Here is a 17,392-nt window from a genome sequence, read left to right as displayed (position 1 = left end):
AATAACCTTAAATTATATTAAAGGTTATATATTTATAATTTCATTGACGATGAAATATTATTATTGTACTATTATATTAGTGCAGATACACGAAAATTAAAGGATGATTATATGAATAGGACAATTTATAAAAAGCAACCAACAGCATGTAATTGTATTAATTTACGAAGAGCTTCACAAGCAATTACTGAATTTTATGATGAAATTCTTGCATCAAGCGGGCTGAAGATAAGTCAATATTTATTACTTAGAAATATAAAGCGTCTAGGTCCTGTAAGCGTGAGTAGTTTGGCTTTGGAGATTAGACTAGATAGAACTACCATTGTAAGGAATCTTAACCATTAGAAAAGAGAGACCTTATTATAGATATTGCAACAAAGGGTGCTCGGGATCGTCGCCTAAAGCTTACTGATAAAGGACATGAAATTTTAGAAATAGCGGCACCGCTTTGGTTAGAAGCACAAAATTTTATTGAAAAATACTTAGGGAAGGAAGATATGAATACTTTTACGCTATTACTTTCTAAAATCGAGGCATTAGTGCCTTAATATTAATCATAAACGTGTATGTACACCTTTATGATTAATATATATGAATACTTAACCTAGTTGGGGTACGGCAACGATTCGTGTAAAAAACAGCCATAATTAGTAGCTACTAAAGGCAATAAAAATCGGTAACGCCTTAATAACCGTAAAATCAAAAATGTGATTAATTAATGGAGGTTAAGTATATGGAAATCAGGTTGATGGAAGAAAAGGATTTGGAGGAGGTTTCATTAGTTACTGCAAAGGCTTTCCAAAATGGCACTTTACATAAATATATAGCCCCTGATGACACAGTAAGGGCCGAATTTCTCAGGAAAATATTTCAGATCAGATTAATAAACAGCCTCGGCAGGGATGAAATATATCTAGCTAAAGAAGATGGCAAAATCATTGGAGCAGCCACATGGATACTATCACAGCTGGCAGCTGATACGAACAATTCTGGAAGCAGAACTGGCGAGGGCTCCCTTAATGAACTGCCATCTGATGTAAAGGATAGGTGGATTGGTTTTATCAAAGTACTGATCGCCGCTCAGAGAAGAAGCATACAGCCGCCTTTTTGGAGTTTGTCACCCATAGTTGTGCTGCCAGAAAAACAAGGCGTGGGAATTGCTTCAAAGCTTATAAGAAAGCAGCTGACAAAAATTGATTCTGAGGGGTTGCCCTGTTTTCTGGCTACTCAGGATATTGATAATCTGGATATTTACTACAGGTATGGCTTTAAGACAACCAGTGAAGACAAGATATCTGATTCAGGCGTTATAAGCTATACAATGGTAAGGCCGGGAAAATAAGTTTAACTAAAAGATTGAACTGTCCGACTGTACAGGCTGGTGAATATACTGTTATATGCTTAAAAAGAAAATGGGCAAGAATAGTATGAAATTAACGGAGGTATTATAAATGAAAGATTTAATAATAAAGGCAAAGCACCATTAACCAAGCGAGGTAGGCCTCAACTGAGGGCTTTACTATTTAGATGCGTCTTACCATTGGTTGCCAAAAACCCTGAATTCCAGAGAATACACCGTTATTTAACCACAAGGCAAATCAATCCCCTGAAGAAAAAACAATCACTGATTGCTTTATGTGGAAGACTCATAACATTAAGAGCAACTTGCTGCATAAGTAACGTACCCATTTGATTTGTTAATACTTAATTTAAACTTATTCTTACACTTGAGGATAATTGAAGTACGGAAGGGCCAGGGCAATTCACACCATACGGGCATTTGACCCAGCAAGAGATCCATCCCCTGAAAGGTAGAACGAAGGAATGTAAGGGCCGGTAATACGGACCCCGTGAGACATGGGAGGGTAAACCACAGGGGTTATTGTGAAGATCTGTTGTGCGATCATATTTTTTAAGAAATGGCACAAGCCTCTACTGAGTACGGCTAATGAATGGAAGCTCTGGTACTGTATATCTGCGTTAGGGAGTTAGGTAGATATGCTATTCGAGAAGCACTTTTGTCATTAATTGAGTGTATATACACTTTAAGGGTGACTCGATAATACAATTTGATTAAATGAGGAGAAATGACTATGTCGCTAACAACACACATTAAAGAGTTTCCTTAGATCTTGGGCACAGCCAGGTCGGCATTATTCCTGCCGACAGCTTTCCTGAATACATCGTCGATTTAACCAATATACACGTGATGTATTCTTTTTATGTCAAAGGACCGGCTTATCCGTTGGTTGGAGCGTAACCTCGTTCGCTGATGCCTACAGCAAAATCCATTATTACAACAGCTTATGACTATTCGCAATAGAACTTTCCGAAGGAATTGACCGACAAGATAGGCCGAGTTTACCAAGCGAGGTGTTATAATGCACCGCCGGAACGTATCAATGGAGCTAGACCACAATTGATGCAGGAATTTCTGCGCAAACTAGGGTGCAAAGTGGGTGATAAGATCAGTTTGCCAGAACGATTGGTTGCGACCAAAGCAGGCATAGTAAATTACGGCAGAAACAATTTCGCTTATGCCGAAGGCATTGGCTATTTCATCTACGCTCGTCCTTTGTAGTCAATAAAGAGCTTGACTATGATAGCCCTACCGTCGAGGTGGGTTGTCCGAAAGGATGTTCCGCCTGCATGAAGGTAGCGAAAATTAATGGTGTTAATCTTAGCTTCAGATTTCTGGCCATCAGGTGGAAGTGATGAAGGACCAAATTCAAGACTATATTTAGGTTAGGAGTTGACGTAATGAAAGTATGTTTCGTGGCATGCGGGATCTATCAACTGGAATTAGAACAAGTCTTGGTGCAGATTTAGAAAGGAAAAGTTATTATATTTCTCTATAGAAGACGTTCTCCAAAGAAACGCGCCTAGTGAACAAGAGCGGCAACAACCTTTCGATAGATCTAAGTATATTTCCCGTTTAGTCGCCAATTATAATCAGAAGACGTTTCTGGAGATCACGAGCAGGGAATGTATCGATGTCATAGAACAGGTCGACGTTGATATATTCAATGAATTTACCCGCCGCATCGACAAATACTTGGACAAACATGCCTCAGGTCAAGATGACTTAAAGAGATATATACAGATCGTTTCTGCATATTTGACTTTTATAGCTTGGAAACCCTTTCACCCTCCTGGCATGATTTTCGCGGGTGGACACAAAATCGTTGGCAAAGATAACAAGTAGTATTGTCCTGTGAAAAATAAGCAATTGCATGGAGAGTTGTCTGTATGCAAGTACTATGTAAGCAAGGATATCAGTGAAATGAATGATGCGAGTGAGAAGGAGAAAATGTTATGACTCTAAAGATAATTGCTTGCGAGGTTATGAAAGAAGAACTGCTTACCGTGGCCTCAGGCCGTAACATTGAATTCGAGTTTCTCCCACAGGTACGTCATAATCATCCGGAAAAATTGGGGATGGAATTGCAGAGCATTCTGGATAGTTCAATTGGCTATTCGCGAGTTGTGTTGGGCTACGGGCTATGCGGGGGCGCTGCAAAAAAATTGCGGGCGGGTGACTTTACTTTGACAATACCACGAGTACATGAATGCACTCCGCTGCTGCTCGGCTCTCAAGCAAGTTATGAGAAACACCGTTTGGATGAAATAGGTACATTGTATATGTCATGTGGCTGGACGAATAGTGAAGGGTCTATTGTTGGGGAGTATAATCGCACCTATGAAAAGTATGGCGAAAAAATGACTGCCATACTTATCGCCACGATGTATAGCAGCTATAAGCGCGTATTGTTTATCCGTACAGGTATTCCGAATGAAGAAAAATATCTGCGGCGGTCCAAGGAAATAGGACAATTACTGAAATTGGATCATCAAATAGCGCAAGGAAATCTGAGATATATTGATAAGATGGTTAATGGACCATGGCTTGAAGATGAGTTTATCAATATTCCACCTCACGGATTAATCGATGAATCATATTTTATAGATCAACATCAGAATATGTAATCTTGCCGGTTTCAAGAGCGTGAACAATGACTCATATTGCTAAATGCAATCCTAAATCTCTTAGCTCTTGTCATTGTTTGAATGTAAGGCGAGCTTCACGGGCGGTAACCAATTTTATGATAAGGTTTTGGAACCAATCGGACTTAAAGTTACGCAGTATTCGTTATTGTGGAATCTGTGCAAAGCCGCATCGGTCAACGCTTGGGCGAAATGGGATGAAGCTCAAGCATCACAGGAGAAATATTTGGAAGTGGTGGAATTGGCTGATTTTAAGAAGTTGTTTTTAAAACTGGAAGCCTTGGTACTGTAAATCTCAACCCGCCTATTTTATTGAAGTAAAACTGTTAACCTCTGCTTATTAGTCAAATTATAATGAGAAAGTACAATAAAGCACTCCTGCAAAATTAAAACTCCCTTTGTAAAAAGGAGAACCTACATGTACTCACTAGGTTTCAGATGACAACTGAACCATCAATGAAGTTTCTAAAAGTTAACCGCAAAGCGATTAGGTAGATAAAAAACTAATATACCTATCGGAAGAGGGATTTTTATTTGAAAATATGGTTGCTGACTTAACTAAAGACAATGATATCAATACAAAGTCAAAATGGCTTACGCTAGCTGTTACTTGTCTTGGAGTGCTACTGCTTAATATTGATTTGTTTATTGTAAATGTTGCATTGCCTGCTATCAGTAAAAGCCTGCATGCCCCTTTGAATATGGTTTCTTGGACTATTTCTGCATATCATTTTTTTAGAGAGCCGAACCCAAGATCCATTGATTGAACTATCGATTTTTAAAAATGTAAACTTTATCATGCCATGTTTAAGTTTGTTTCTATTTTCTGCAGCTTTATTTGGATCTCAGCCTTACTGGAGCCTGTTTTTACAAAGCTTTTGGAGATTTACACCGCTGCAAGGTGGACTTGCACCCGAATGTGTCGAGGAGTTTCTGAGGACATCGTTTTAAGGGATGCACCTAAAATACCCAACGCAACTTTTCAGAAAACAGAGTAGAAGATGCTAACCGGTGTCCAGTGGGCGGAAATCTAATTGTAGTGGAGCATAAGGATTTTCAAAGCCCGTCTATTATGAGAGAAAAGAGGTTAAGAATAAGCGAATAGACCCCCATGCTGCTAGCGCGGCACCATCGAAAGGATGAAAATTGGTTAATGTCGAATTACCTATTTGGCTGGCGAAGGTAGGTCGGGTTTCTATGGTGCTTCGAGCTCGTCGAATAGACTGACCACAGCGACCAGGTGCACCACAGATTGTTGCCTCTTTTAGAGAGCACGTAGGATAGAATGATGTCATGTATACCCACTGATGCGGCTTGTACGTTCATAAAAAGAACGTTGTCGCATGTGCGCTCACTCCCGAAGGGAAAGAAATCCGTACCTTTTTAACGATGACCTATGACTTAATTACGTTAGGTGATTGGCTTAAATCCAAAGGCATTACTCATGTGGCGATGGAAAGTACAGCTTCTTACTGGAAACCGATTTACAATCTTCTGGAGCTGGAAGAATTCAAGGTAATGGTGGTCAATGCTAAGCACATCAAGAATGTGCCAGGACGCAAAACAGATGTAAAAGATGCCGAGTGGATTGCGGGGCTGTTACAACATGGTCTGCTACAAGGAAGTTATATCCCTAATATCGATTATTCTAATTACAGGATTTAGCTTTGCACCAGAGCGCTTTGCTCGAGTTTCAAGCCAAACGATTCTCTTTTATGCCCTACCAGGAGAGAGATTAGGAGAAACCGTGGGAGGATTCCTAATGGGCACGACGTTTATCTTTCGGCTTTTTAGTATGATGATCGTCTCTTCGGTATTGACTTTGACCACGTCAATGGATGATTTCACTCAATTTTTTCATAAGCTGAAGGTACCGCTAGAGGTATCTATGATGTTGACAACAGCGATACGATTTATTCCGACGCTAGATAGAAAACGACGATTTATCTTAGAAGCTCAAAAAGCGCGCGGGACAAGATTTAATGATAAAGGGATTGTCGGTCCTATTCGCTCATACTTTCCAATAATGATTCCCATGTTTATTAATTCGATTTTGATGGCTAATTCATTATCAATGGCTATGCTTAATCGAGGGTACGGTTTGACGAGGACATGTACAGTGCTGCGAGAGATTTCATTTGCTCCTAGAGATTACTGGGTGTTTTCTCTTATTGTTCTGTTATTGACGTTGGCTGTTTTTATTCGTTTCAGTCTGCACTTAGGGGTTCTATAGACTGTGACTAAACTCCGCTTCGCTAGTTCGAGTTGAACTGTAGTTCCATTTGGATGATAATTATAATAATCTGATTATGGGAGAGAAACTATGGCACGAGATAAAGATCGACATACTTGGCGGGAAGGATATACTACAGGAAGTTGTGCTGCTGGCGCCGCTAAAGCAGCCTGTCTGCTCCTTAAAGGAGACAGCTTAGCTGATCAAATAGAAATTCCACTTCCGAGTTCGGCACGCTTTACAATGCCTATCCATGGTGGCATCGCTGGATATCCAGAGGCTAGAGCATGTATTTTGAAAGACGGCGGAGATGATGCGGATATTACGCATGGTCTTGAGATCCATGCCAGCGCGCGCTATATTTCACCATCTGGAGAGGTTCACATCCGAGGTGGTCAAGGAGTTGGTACTGTTACAAAAAAAGGATTGGCACTCTCAGTCGGAGACAGTGCCATTAACCCAGTGCCCAAAAAAATGATCTATGAAGCAGTTCGGGAGGTCTTTCCCCATGAAGAACTAGAAATTATTATCGAAGTTCCCGCTGGAGAGGCGGCTGCCTTACGCACCCTTAATCCAAGACTAGGGATCATCGGAGGAATTTCTATACTCGGAACCAGTGGGATAGTCCGACCGATGTCCGAGGAAGCGTTTAAAACCTCTATCCTACCTGAGTTGGAGCAGGCAGTCGCTTATGGACATAAAACTATTGTACTTACCCCAGGGCACTATGGGTATAGGGTCGCGACGGAACGTTTTATGGTCTCTGCTGAAGCCGTGGTTGAGATGAGTAATTTTGTTGGCTTTTTATTGGAAGAAGCGGCTTACCGGGGAATTGAACAGGTGATTTTATTAGGACACATCGGAAAACTCATTAAAGTTTCGGCTGGAATCTTCCATACTCATAACCGTGTAGCAGATGCTCGAATGGAAATATTACTGGCTCATGCCGCATTAGCCGGAGTTAATCTCGATACTTTAAAACGTTTGGCAGAGTTTCCAACGATCGAACGAGCCACGTTAGAGCTCTTACAACTTGGAGAGCAAAAATTGCTTCATCATCTGGCACATCTAGCAAGTGAAAGAGCCCAGGCGTTCACCTTCGGACGTTTGAGCGTTGGAACCGTTATGACGTCGTTGAACGGTCAACTAGTTGGTTGGGATTTGAAGGCACGCAATATTGTAGAAGAACAAGGCTGGGTGTGGTCAGTTGAACCGTGACATTTACTAGTTAGACAAAGAACTTACGAGGCACTCTTCACGAGCCTGTTCAGTCTTAAATGCACAGGCCCCTGTTTTCCACATTCGAGAAAACAGGGGCCAGCTTGTCATTCAATTGTAACGGTTCTGTTCGTAGACTGTGTTTCTTTGTGTCATTGCCACTTCTCCTTGGACTAAGGTGCAGGTTAAAATTAGCCACCCAGAGAAACGCATTATTGAAAAGCTTGCTGTGAAACCTGATTTTAGCATAGAAATATGGAAAAATGGGTTCTGTTCAGTAATCCCAAAGATAATTAGAAAGCTTGCTGAATAGTCTAGTTTATCAGTAATCAAGTTAAATGAAATAATTGGAATAGTCCAATCAGGTGTAGATCATGCTGTTAATGAAATGAGAAACAGTCAGAGTGCATTTACAGTGCGTGGTAGTGCTAAATCAGAGTTGATAAAAGCCTTGATATCCCGATATAGGTGCGGGCCGTGGTAGGATGTTATTTTTGGAGCAGAGTATTTGCTTGACTTAAAAGGTAGATTGTATTATTATATGACATATATATTAATTACATATCATGTAATATCATGGAGGTCAAATAACTTGTTAAGATTCACTGAAACGCTATGTTTTAAGCTCGGAGCCGCCAGCAGAACCCTTCAGAAATACTACAACAACCGTTATACGGATCATGGAGTGACTGTAGCACAATCTTTTATCCTCTATGCCTTAATCGAGGAAGACGGGCAGAGCATTAAATCCTTGGCTGAAAAACTGATCCTTGATGGTTCAGCAGTCACCGGGTTTATTGATAGAATGGAAAAAGAAAAGTTTGTACAGAGAGTGATGGATCCTCAGGACCGTCGCTCGTTTCAGATTTGCTTGACAGAGAAAGGAAGACAGATTGCGGATGCTATTTATCCCATTACAAAAGAAGTTAATGACCTTTTAACATTGAATATGGACCCTGCTATGAGGGCTATGTGGGATATGTACTTAAATAATATCGAGAGTTATCTAAAGTGACTCTCTTTTTTTGCAATATTAATATGACTAGTCATATTAATATATATAACATATAGACATGTCATGTACTATTTATTGGGGAGGTGTAATGAGGAATCATTTGTTTGTCCAAAATATTCTTGTCAGGAGGGTACTGATATGGATTTTACGGATGTTGTATTGACTAAGGTAGGTAATATTGCAGTTATAAAACTGAACCGACCCAAGGCATTTAATTCCTTAGGTTTCCTAGAAGAGATTATTGAATCCTTAGAAATTTGTTCCGATGATAAAGAAGTGAGGGCCATCATCTTAACTGGAGAAGGTAAGGCATTCTGCTCGGGTGGAGATCTAACTGTAGCTAAACAATACCACAGTGAATCAGTCACTTTGTTCAGGCAACTTACCAAGCCACTGAACAGAGTAATCAAGGAATTACGCACTATCCCGAAGCCGATCGTCGCTGCCATTAATGGAGCAACAGGTGGTGCTGGATTAAGCTTAGCTGCGGCTTGCGATTTGAGAATAGCTGCTGCTTCTTCAAAATTTCGCCAGTCCTACACCACAGTTGGTCTGGTTTCGGATGGGGGCTGGTCATTAACCATTCCAATGTTGGTAGGGTTCGCAAAAGCTGCGGAAATGGTCTTTCTTGATCCCAGTTCAGGCGAAGGAAATCGGATTAATTCACAAGATTGCTGAGGATGATCAATTAATGGATGCCGCCATGGAAATGGCCGTGGATCTAGCTGACGGTCCCTCCTTTGCTTTTGCTTTAGGTAAGCAAAGCTTGAATCACGCCTTACTTGGTTTGCTGGATAGCCAACTCGAATTTGAAAGGACGGCATTATTACAGGTCGAGAAGACTGAAGATTATTCAGAAGCCTTGGAAGCATTTTTTGAGAAGAGGAAGCCTTTATTTAAGGGTAGGTAATCAAACATAATTCACTTCCGGCAATATATGATGCATGTACGGAGTTAGATGGCATGGACAACTTTCTCGCCTAAAAGAGAACCAGTAACATATTTATGAACGGTTAGATTGTTTAGAAGGTTTGACCGATTATCTCTTTAATGAAGTTCTTGAGTTTTAATTGAGAGAAAACTAGGGGGAATATGGGAGGTAAGGAATTATGAGTCAGCCCAATAAATTAGTAGTTGTTTGGACTAACGGAGATAGGGAAGTTGCACTACGTATGGCATTCATGTACACACTTAATTCCAAACTTAAGGAATGGTGGAATGAAGTAACTCTGATAGTTTGGGGTCCATCAGCTAAACTCCTAGCGAAAGACACAATGTTGCAGGAATATGTCGGAAAAATGAAAGATGCAGGAGTAGAACTATTAGCCTGTAAGGCATGCGCAGATGGTTACGGAGTTTCTGAGATGTTAGAGAATATGGGGATAATAGTTAAATATACAGGTCTGGTGCTTACAGAATTTTTGAAGGACGAAAACATAAGAGTGATAACTGTCTGATAAATTTGTTAGCTAGATGTATTAAATGCGTTGGTTGAGAAGATAGAAATTCTCACACCAGCGCATTTAGGTTGGCTGGGTAAAGTTAGAGGAATAGGGGATAGAATTGAAATTGAGTCCAATAAAGACCGTTAAGTAATGCTCTAATATGTCCTTTCTCGTTTAGGATAATACGCATCCTTTTTCGGCCAGAATATGCTTGATAAGGAGTAGGATAATGTGCGAAGTTGGTTAAAAATGATTAAAGAACTAACCATTCGTCCAAAGAGAATAAAACTGATACGGAAATCGCCATCGTATTCTTTTGACGGAGAGCTAGAGGTTTATTAAGAAATTGATGAATTCGATGAGAGATGGTAGTAATGAGATGGAAGAACAGAATGTGAGTTTGACTAAACAAGAGGATGCTATTATAATTAAATCAATAAGTGTATATACACATATAAATTGGAGATAAATTTATGAACCATATTGCGGCAAGTTATCCTAAGCTTACTAGTCGTTGTCACAGTTTGAATATCAGGTGAGCTTCTCGTGCGGTAACTCAATTTTACGAAAATGTTTTGGAACCAAGTGGTCTCAAGTAACGCAGTATTCCTTATTGTGGAATCTTGAACAAGTAGAGCCTGTAACGATCAGTGAGCTGGCCAAAACCATGCGCATTGACAGAACTACCCTGAACAGAAATATGAAGCCATTAATCGATGTCGGTCTTATAACAGTTAATTCTGGAGCGAAGATTCTCCATGGTCACGGACTGCTCCACAAGCATGTTGGTCTACTAACGGTTAATCCTGGAGATGATCCACGGTCCAAGCACGTAGTTCTTACCGAGACTGGAAGAACCGCGTTGCTAAAGGCGGAGATTCTATGGTGTGAGGCCCAAGCATCACTAAAGGAATATATGGGAGAAGCAGACTTAGCGACTTTAGAGGTATTGTTATCGAAAATGGAAGCATTAATACCGTGATTCTGTATTAGGCAAAGGGTGCATATACACTGTTTAATAAAGCAGAGTGCCATTCGCTCTGAATTTATGGAGGAGAAAATACAATGAAACTATGTATATTGGGATGTGGGATCTATGAACTGGAACTAGAACAGGTCTTGGCGCAGATTAAACAGGAAAAGTTATTTGACTGTGAGTTAGAGGTTACTCATCTTCCGTTAAATCTCCATATTAATTTAGATGCCTTAAAAGCTGGTGTTATTAAGGCACTTGATGCCGTAGCGGCGGATCGAATTATCCTTCTTTATGGCTCCAAATGCCACCCTGATTTTAATGAATTCTTGAGTGGTTATCACAACTTAGTTAGGTTCGAGCAGTCGAATTGCATTGAGCTCATGATTGGTGAGAGGATGAAGGAGACTGATCAGGAGTCGAAGACGTTTTACCTAACTTCCGGATGGCTAGAAAAGTGGAGAGAATTGTTTGATTCGGGGTTTGGAATAGACGAGGTTGAGCTTAGACAGAGTTTTGGCTTCTATGATCGGACGTTACTTGTCGATACTGGTGTTAGTGAGATCACCGATGAAAAGATCCTCGATTTTTTCGAATACACTCAGGTTCCCATTGAAATGGAACAGGGAGGAATCGCAGTTTTTAAAAGTTATATTATAACGGCTATCCAACAGGCAATACACGACCAGAACGCGAACGAGTAAACCGTAATATCAAGCCATTAATTATATGAAACTGGGACATTTTCTTATCGAACCAATACTAAACGATCCAGTTCAATGTGCGGCGTATAAAAGAAAGGAGGATCTTATGAGTGGGTATGAACAAATTTATGAAACCCTTATACCCAAATTGGGCGAATGTGATTTTTTAGAGGCTAGCGAACGGCTTGGTTTGTCACCTCAGCCGGACGGTTCTTTATCGGTAAATTTTCTTGGCCGAGAATACGAGATTAGTTCCCTAGGTGTTAATCCGACAGACGGTAAGCCGGTTAATGTAAACAACCGCAGTGTGCTGGCATACTATACCTTGTCCCAAGGTGTGGGTGAACCTGCATTTTCATATGTGCCAATTTCCAATTTTGCCGGCCCAGGACTATTCGGCAATATAAGATGGATGACCGACCCGCTGGGTAAAACATTCGGTGGAGATTATGTAACATTCAGCGAAACTATGTGCAGATTAGGTGGAGTTTTTGACAGCATGTTAAGATCGGACCGCTATTCATGGCTTCTAAAAGTATTGCCGAATATCCCCCTCCAAATTATTTATAATGATGGAGATGACGAATTTCCTTGCGAAGTTCAGATTCTATTTGATAAAAATGCTGCACGCTTTATGGAGTTCGAATGCCTAGCTTTTTTAAAGGGATGCCTGGTAAGGGCGATGATTATGATTGCCAAAACGGGAGACACAGATGGATGGGTGTAAATAACCCAAGCATAGGCTCCTAGAGGCGAGAGGTGGATTATACGATGCAAATAGAGGAAATTATATCCCGAGAAATAGAGGCCCTCAAAATTCGTGAATACGCTTTTATCAAGACTGAGGACGTTATATTTTCTCAGGAAGTAAGAGCACTATGCGAAAAGAACTCCTGTAGAATGTATGGTACTTCATGGGCCTGTCCACCAGCATTCGGCAGTATCGGAGACTGCAAAAAGCAATGCCTAGGATATAAGCATGCTGATTAATCAACCTGCCTCGTATATTGGCATGATCGGTAGCCGCAAAAGAGTTAAAGCTTTGATCGCTGAATTAGAGGAAGAAGGAGTTCCGAGCGAACATCTGCAAAAAATGTACTCTCCGATTGGACTTAAAATTGGGGCAGAAACTCCTGAGGAAATAGCAGTAAGCATACTCAGTGAATTGATTAAAGTTCAAAGAGAGTTAGATCAAAGCAGTAAAAAGAAATGATCCTCAAGAACAATGGATAAAAAAATATTTATTTAATCAAGCACGGCGATATCGGCCCCGGGAGAGACAAGCGCTATATCGGTCAAACGGACATACCATTAAGCGATCTCGGGATTAAACAGGCGGAACTATTGAAGAGGAATTTTGGTAATATGTCCTTGGATAACATATATTGTAGTGACTTAGAGAGAGCCCAACAAACAGCTACCATAATTGCCTCAGCCCATCAAATCGTTCCGACGGCTATTGTGGAGTTGCGAGAAATGAATATGGGGGCTTGGGAAGGGAAGCTGTTTTCTGAAATTAGGGCCCAATATCCTCAGGAGTTCAAGAAACGTGGCGAAAATATTGCGCACATTACTGTCCTCCAGAGGGAGAAAGCTTTTCTGACTGTTATAATAGAGCGATTCCAGTATTTCGCAAAGGACAGCAAATAGGTGAATTTCCATGTGATTATGATGCTGAAGTTTTGGCAGAAAGCTTGAACAATACTTTGATTGGATTCGAGTACTTGCAAAAACATTAGCTAGCAAAGAAAAGTTACATCGTATAGCAGATTTTTCCTTAGCAATGCTAAACAAATGAGGCATTTTTTGAAATGAATTATGAGTAAACGTTCTCAAAAATTTAAATTTGAAGGAGTGAGTTTAATGAAAACATTATTTGACCAAACACAATTAACAGGAATAAAGCTGAAAAACAGATTTGTCCGTTCGGCAACCTATGATGGGGCTGCAGATAAACAAGGGCACGTAACAGAAAAACTACTACATGTTTATGAAAATCTAGCCAAAGGAGGGGTCGGTACCATTATAACCGGACTAACAAATGTGACGGATGTAGAAAAGTTAGTGCCAGGACAAATGGGAATTTACAACGATTCATTTATTGAAGAATATCAGAAATTAACTGACCTAGTTCATAAGCATGATACAAATATCATTGTTCAACTTGTTTGCAATGGCGCCCAAAATTCCAGTACTGCCGATGGATTATTGTGGGGACCAAGTGCAGTGGCTGATTTAGTATTCGGAACAGTACCAAAGGAAATGACAAAAGATGATATATATATTATGCAAGAAGGTTTTGCCAATGGAGCTATTAGAGCTAAAAAAGCGGGCTTTGATGGCATACAGATTCACGTCGCTCATGGATATCTTTTGAGCAGATTTCTAACTCCATATTACAACCGAAGAACAGATGAATATGGTGGAAGCATGGAAAATAAGGTAAGAGCAGTGCTGGAAACTTATCGACGTATTAGAGAGGTTGTTGGAGTGGAATTCCCTGTTCTGGTTAAAATCAATTGTGATGATTTTATGGACCAAGGCATGACTTTTGAAGAATGTAAGTGTGTTTGTGAAATGTTGGAAAAAGCAGGAGTGTCTGCTATTGAAATAAGCGGAGGCCTCGCATCATCCAGGCATAATGAGGGAACGATTAGGAAAACCACTCCAGAATCTGAATCATATTTCAAGCAATATGCAGCAGAAATTGCAGAAGAAATCGATATACCGGTTTTATTAGTGGGTGGAAATCGAGACTTTAACAAATTAGCAGATATTATAAATCAAACAAAAATTGAGTATATTTCGCTTAGTAGACCTTTCATACGGGAACCAGACCTGATTAATCGCTGGATCAGTGGAGATAGGACACCTGCGAAATGTATTTCCTGCACCAAGTGTTTTAGTAATGAAATAAAATGTATTTATAATCATTGAATATGAAAGTAGCACCGGCTGACCAGTTCTTTGTTGAGATCGCAGGTGAACTTCAGAAATTATTTCATGAAGATGTTGGCAGAGGAGTAAGCGATACTCGGAAAATTCTGGCATTAAAGAAGTCGAACAATTGAGTAGTGTCATTGAAGCTCAGGCCACAGGCATCAGGGAAGTAACCCAAGCATTGATACAAATCACTGAGAGGGCTGAGAAGATGGTTGAAATGGGACGGATTGGCAAGGGGGGCAGTGAATTAAATCACTAGTTTATTGAAAACAGAGTTCGATGGGCTTGAAAGCGATATATGGATTGCCCTTAAGACTTTGTATATTTCCAAATATATTTGAGTGGAGGTAAATTGTAATGCTTGCAACATTTGGATTTTTGACTCCGATGACAATGGGCATTGTACTTGTCACAGCTTTGGTCATCTTCGGACCAGGCAAGTTGCCGGAATTAGGGAAATCACTGGGTAATGGGATAAGAGAATTTAGATCTGCCACTGCTGAAGAAGAGAAAACAGTAGAAGATAAAGGAGTTGAGATTAAAAAACTAGAATAAATTCACAGTCTTATTGCAGTTCACCGCAATAAGCACTTCAATTGCTTAAAGAGACAACGGAAGGGAAGTGTGGGGTGCGAAGACGACATCATGAAGGCAATATTATGCCGTTAACAGACCATCTAAGAGCCTTTCGCAAAGTACTTGTTGTTGCCGCTTACGCCATTGCAGGAGGAAGCATCCTAGGATGGTTCGTTAGTGATTTTGTTTTTGCCTATTTGTCACGTCCGGTATCGTTACTGGAAAATATCATGTTTATTACCACCACTCCATTGGAGCCTATGCTAATCAAAATCAAAGTTTCCGTGATTTTTGGAGTCACTCTTGCGCTCCCGATTCTAATGTGGAATATCTGGAATTTTGTGTTGCCAGCGTTGAAACAGAATGAACGGAAGTACTTATATTTTATTGTGCCAGCCTCAATGCTGCTCTTTTTTGGCGGTGTAGCCTTCTGTTTCTACCTAGTACTACCAATGGGGATTAAGTTTCTTCTTTATGCAGGGAGTGGAGCTGTCAAGTCCACGCCTTTTGTGACGAAAACGTCTTACATCAGCTTTATTTTAACGTTTCTTTTAACATTTGGGCTGGTGTTTCAACTTCCGATTGTTTTATTGATCTTAATTCGCATAGGGATATTATCCCCAAAAATATTAGCCCAGAAAAGACGTTGGGCGATACTGGCGATTGTCATATTAACGGCTGTGGTTTCCCCAACGCCAGATTTATTTACACAATTCCTTATGGCTGGGCCGATGTATTTTCTCTATGAAATCAGCATCTGGCTAGGATATTTGGTCGCTCGAAATAAAAAAACAGCTCTAGCATGAAAATAAAGGGGGGAAGTCATGGGCTTTAGTGAAATCTTATTGATTATGCTCATCGTATTTATCTTGTTTGGGCCGGAGGACTTACCAATCATTGCTCGGAGGATTGGTAAGATACTTTTAGAAGTTCGCAAAGTAAAGAATGAATTAACAAAAGAACTAAGAAAATCTATGGACGTCCCTGTCGATAGCTTATACAAAACATTTGAGCAAACGACTTCACCATTTGTTGGCAATCAGGAAACACATAGCTCACAAAGGAATGAAAAACCATTAAAGCAAGTGAATGAAACCCACGAGCAATCAGCGCAGATAAAAATGGATGATCAACCTGGGTAACTCTTGGTGAAATTAAAGAGTTTGGGTGTTTAGGTCTGCGTCCGGTGAAACTGAAAAAAGAGAGTGAAACTAAAAATGAAGCATCATGAAAATAGTATTAAAATTAAAGATATGAGCAGGAGGAAGTTCCTCATAGGAAGTGTAGCCGCTGGAGCTTTGGCCCTAGGGGGAGTACTATCGAAAAATAGAGACCTGCTTGCGGAATCCATGGATCGCTTAGGAGGCCGCCGGTGGGAAGTCACAGTTGATGGCAAGATAGTGAAAGAAGGAACGGTTTCCGCCAATGAAAAAGAGGAATTGATTATTCCTGTAGAAAATGGCACGGGCCGGATTATTTTTGAACAGGGAAGAATTTATATGCCGGATGACAATAATATTTGTACAAAGAAAATCTGCTCCCTCATGGGTGCAATATCAAAATCAGGAGAATCCATTACTTGTCTTCCCAATAAGTTGGTTATAAGGATCCTTTAGTAGAATTTCAAACGCAATTTTTTGAAAAGGACAAGCCAATATGAGTAAATTCAAACCCATGCGACTGTTCGCTTTTTCGCTGATTCTTTTTGGTTTTATTGGATGGCAAGGCTATAATCTCTACATTCATGACAGCAATTACAGGGAAACCCGGTTTCTTTTTGACACGGAAGTATACGTGGAAGCTCACGGGTGGGGAGCTAAGAAGGCGGCACTGGAAGCGTTGCAAGTGATGATGGAACTTGACGGAAAGCTCAATAAATTTTCTTCTGAAAGTGAAATCTATGCTATTAATCAACAGGCCGGAGAGCGGCCTGTTGCAGTATCTACAATGACTTTTCAAGTGATAGAGCAATCACTTGAAATTGCCCGGAGGACAAATGGAGCTTTTGATCCGGCCATAGGTCCGCTGGTTAAATTGTGGGGTTTCGGAGAAGGGGTTCCGCAAAGTGTACCTTCTACAGAATCGATTCATGCCGCATTGAGGCTGGTGGATTATAAAAAAGTACTTCTTGATGGGGAGCAAAGGACGGTATATGACCTAGATCACGTTTGATAGACACAGAGAATACCCCTATAATCAAAATAACGGAGGTATTCAAAATGGCTTACGACAAAGAGTACAAAGAGTTGGTTGTCAAGAGGATCATAAACAAGGAAACAA

The 17,392-nt window shown here is 40.4% G+C and carries 22 protein-coding genes and 4 pseudogenes; all 26 read left to right on the top strand.

The genetic code is table 11. From position 1 onward, the window contains the following. Positions 1–733: 733 nt before the first annotated feature. On the top strand, positions 734–1,342 hold the full coding sequence (locus OKX56_RS12180) for a GNAT family N-acetyltransferase (RefSeq protein ID WP_015043265.1): 609 nt from the start codon (positions 734–736) through the stop codon (positions 1,340–1,342). A 126-nt stretch (positions 1,343–1,468) separates the two neighbouring features. Further along, a pseudogene (locus OKX56_RS12175) lies at positions 1,469–1,651 on the top strand (IS110 family transposase); the annotation flags it as partial. A gap of 768 nt (positions 1,652–2,419) precedes the next feature. After that, a complete protein-coding gene (locus tag OKX56_RS12170; RefSeq protein ID WP_015043264.1) occupies positions 2,420–2,581 on the top strand; it encodes a hypothetical protein in 162 nt (53 codons plus the stop codon). 261 nt (positions 2,582–2,842) lie between these two features. Beyond that, a pseudogene (locus OKX56_RS14975) lies at positions 2,843–3,205 on the top strand (DUF2115 family protein); the annotation flags it as partial. 110 nt (positions 3,206–3,315) lie between these two features. Continuing rightward, entirely contained in the window at positions 3,316–3,987 is a 672-nt protein-coding gene (locus OKX56_RS12165; RefSeq protein ID WP_015043263.1) for a DUF1638 domain-containing protein, read from the top strand. A gap of 127 nt (positions 3,988–4,114) precedes the next feature. Continuing rightward, positions 4,115–4,297 carry a hypothetical protein gene (locus OKX56_RS12160; RefSeq protein ID WP_034377760.1) on the top strand — a complete coding sequence of 61 codons (183 nt, stop codon included), beginning with the start codon at positions 4,115–4,117 and terminating at the stop codon, positions 4,295–4,297. Positions 4,298–5,319: 1,022 nt separating this feature from the next. After that, positions 5,320–5,649, top strand: a pseudogene (locus tag OKX56_RS12155) (IS110 family transposase); the annotation flags it as partial. Next, positions 5,582–6,238, top strand: coding sequence for an energy-coupling factor transporter transmembrane component T family protein (locus OKX56_RS12150; protein WP_081652088.1), 657 nt, complete (start codon positions 5,582–5,584; stop codon positions 6,236–6,238). The pseudogene OKX56_RS12155 and the gene OKX56_RS12150, both read left to right, overlap by 68 nt. Before the next feature lie 90 nt (positions 6,239–6,328). Next, positions 6,329–7,456 carry a cobalt-precorrin-5B (C(1))-methyltransferase CbiD gene (gene cbiD, locus OKX56_RS12145; protein ID WP_015043259.1) on the top strand — a complete coding sequence of 376 codons (1,128 nt, stop codon included), beginning with the start codon at positions 6,329–6,331 and terminating at the stop codon, positions 7,454–7,456. A 592-nt stretch (positions 7,457–8,048) separates the two neighbouring features. Then, positions 8,049–8,471: a MarR family winged helix-turn-helix transcriptional regulator gene (locus tag OKX56_RS12140; RefSeq protein ID WP_287896627.1), complete on the top strand. Its 423-nt coding sequence runs from the start codon at positions 8,049–8,051 to the stop codon at positions 8,469–8,471. Between the two features lie 138 nt (positions 8,472–8,609). Next, positions 8,610–9,149, top strand: a complete 540-nt coding sequence (locus OKX56_RS12135) for an enoyl-CoA hydratase/isomerase family protein (protein ID WP_287896625.1) — start codon at positions 8,610–8,612, stop codon at positions 9,147–9,149. 13 nt (positions 9,150–9,162) lie between these two features. Continuing rightward, a complete protein-coding gene (locus OKX56_RS12130) occupies positions 9,163–9,381 on the top strand; it encodes an enoyl-CoA hydratase-related protein (RefSeq protein ID WP_287896623.1) in 219 nt (72 codons plus the stop codon). A 199-nt stretch (positions 9,382–9,580) separates the two neighbouring features. Beyond that, entirely contained in the window at positions 9,581–9,928 is a 348-nt protein-coding gene (locus OKX56_RS12125) for a DsrE family protein (protein WP_287896621.1), read from the top strand. 601 nt (positions 9,929–10,529) lie between these two features. Beyond that, positions 10,530–10,898, top strand: a complete 369-nt coding sequence (locus OKX56_RS12120; RefSeq protein WP_287896619.1) for a MarR family winged helix-turn-helix transcriptional regulator — start codon at positions 10,530–10,532, stop codon at positions 10,896–10,898. A gap of 83 nt (positions 10,899–10,981) precedes the next feature. Further along, positions 10,982–11,593 carry a DUF1638 domain-containing protein gene (locus tag OKX56_RS12115; protein WP_287896617.1) on the top strand — a complete coding sequence of 204 codons (612 nt, stop codon included), beginning with the start codon at positions 10,982–10,984 and terminating at the stop codon, positions 11,591–11,593. A gap of 106 nt (positions 11,594–11,699) precedes the next feature. Further along, positions 11,700–12,320: a DUF3786 domain-containing protein gene (locus OKX56_RS12110; protein WP_287896615.1), complete on the top strand. Its 621-nt coding sequence runs from the start codon at positions 11,700–11,702 to the stop codon at positions 12,318–12,320. Positions 12,321–12,364: 44 nt separating this feature from the next. Next, on the top strand, positions 12,365–12,583 hold the full coding sequence (locus OKX56_RS12105) for a DUF2284 domain-containing protein (RefSeq protein WP_287896613.1): 219 nt from the start codon (positions 12,365–12,367) through the stop codon (positions 12,581–12,583). Continuing rightward, positions 12,579–12,806: pseudogene (locus OKX56_RS12100) on the top strand (XdhC family protein); the annotation flags it as partial. The gene OKX56_RS12105 and the pseudogene OKX56_RS12100, both read left to right, overlap by 5 nt. Positions 12,807–12,832: 26 nt before the next feature. After that, positions 12,833–13,243, top strand: a complete 411-nt coding sequence (locus tag OKX56_RS12095; protein ID WP_353737772.1) for a histidine phosphatase family protein — start codon at positions 12,833–12,835, stop codon at positions 13,241–13,243. A gap of 213 nt (positions 13,244–13,456) precedes the next feature. Then, positions 13,457–14,530 (top strand): NADH:flavin oxidoreductase, encoded by a 1,074-nt coding sequence (locus OKX56_RS12090; RefSeq protein WP_287896611.1) that lies wholly within the window; start codon positions 13,457–13,459, stop codon positions 14,528–14,530. A 130-nt stretch (positions 14,531–14,660) separates the two neighbouring features. Then, positions 14,661–14,795, top strand: coding sequence for a hypothetical protein (locus tag OKX56_RS12085; protein ID WP_287896609.1), 135 nt, complete (start codon positions 14,661–14,663; stop codon positions 14,793–14,795). A 98-nt stretch (positions 14,796–14,893) separates the two neighbouring features. Next, the gene (gene tatA, locus OKX56_RS12080; protein WP_287896607.1) at positions 14,894–15,091 is read left to right on the top strand and encodes a twin-arginine translocase TatA/TatE family subunit; all 198 of its coding nucleotides are present in this window, start codon (positions 14,894–14,896) and stop codon (positions 15,089–15,091) included. Between the two features lie 74 nt (positions 15,092–15,165). Then, on the top strand, positions 15,166–15,918 hold the full coding sequence (gene tatC, locus OKX56_RS12075) for a twin-arginine translocase subunit TatC (RefSeq protein WP_502851306.1): 753 nt from the start codon (positions 15,166–15,168) through the stop codon (positions 15,916–15,918). 18 nt (positions 15,919–15,936) lie between these two features. After that, positions 15,937–16,254: a Sec-independent protein translocase subunit TatA/TatB gene (locus OKX56_RS12070; RefSeq protein WP_287896603.1), complete on the top strand. Its 318-nt coding sequence runs from the start codon at positions 15,937–15,939 to the stop codon at positions 16,252–16,254. A gap of 63 nt (positions 16,255–16,317) precedes the next feature. Then, positions 16,318–16,728 (top strand): NusG domain II-containing protein, encoded by a 411-nt coding sequence (locus OKX56_RS12065; RefSeq protein WP_287896601.1) that lies wholly within the window; start codon positions 16,318–16,320, stop codon positions 16,726–16,728. 40 nt (positions 16,729–16,768) lie between these two features. After that, complete coding sequence (locus tag OKX56_RS12060) at positions 16,769–17,284, top strand: FAD:protein FMN transferase (RefSeq protein WP_287896599.1); 516 nt, start codon at positions 16,769–16,771, stop codon at positions 17,282–17,284. Positions 17,285–17,392 lie beyond the last annotated feature (108 nt).

The organism is Dehalobacter sp. (assembly GCF_030063005.1).
GTDB classification, from domain to species: domain Bacteria; phylum Bacillota; class Desulfitobacteriia; order Desulfitobacteriales; family Syntrophobotulaceae; genus Dehalobacter; species Dehalobacter restrictus.
The sequence above is the reverse complement of the archived record's forward strand: the minus strand, read 5'-3'. Positions and strand labels throughout refer to the sequence as shown.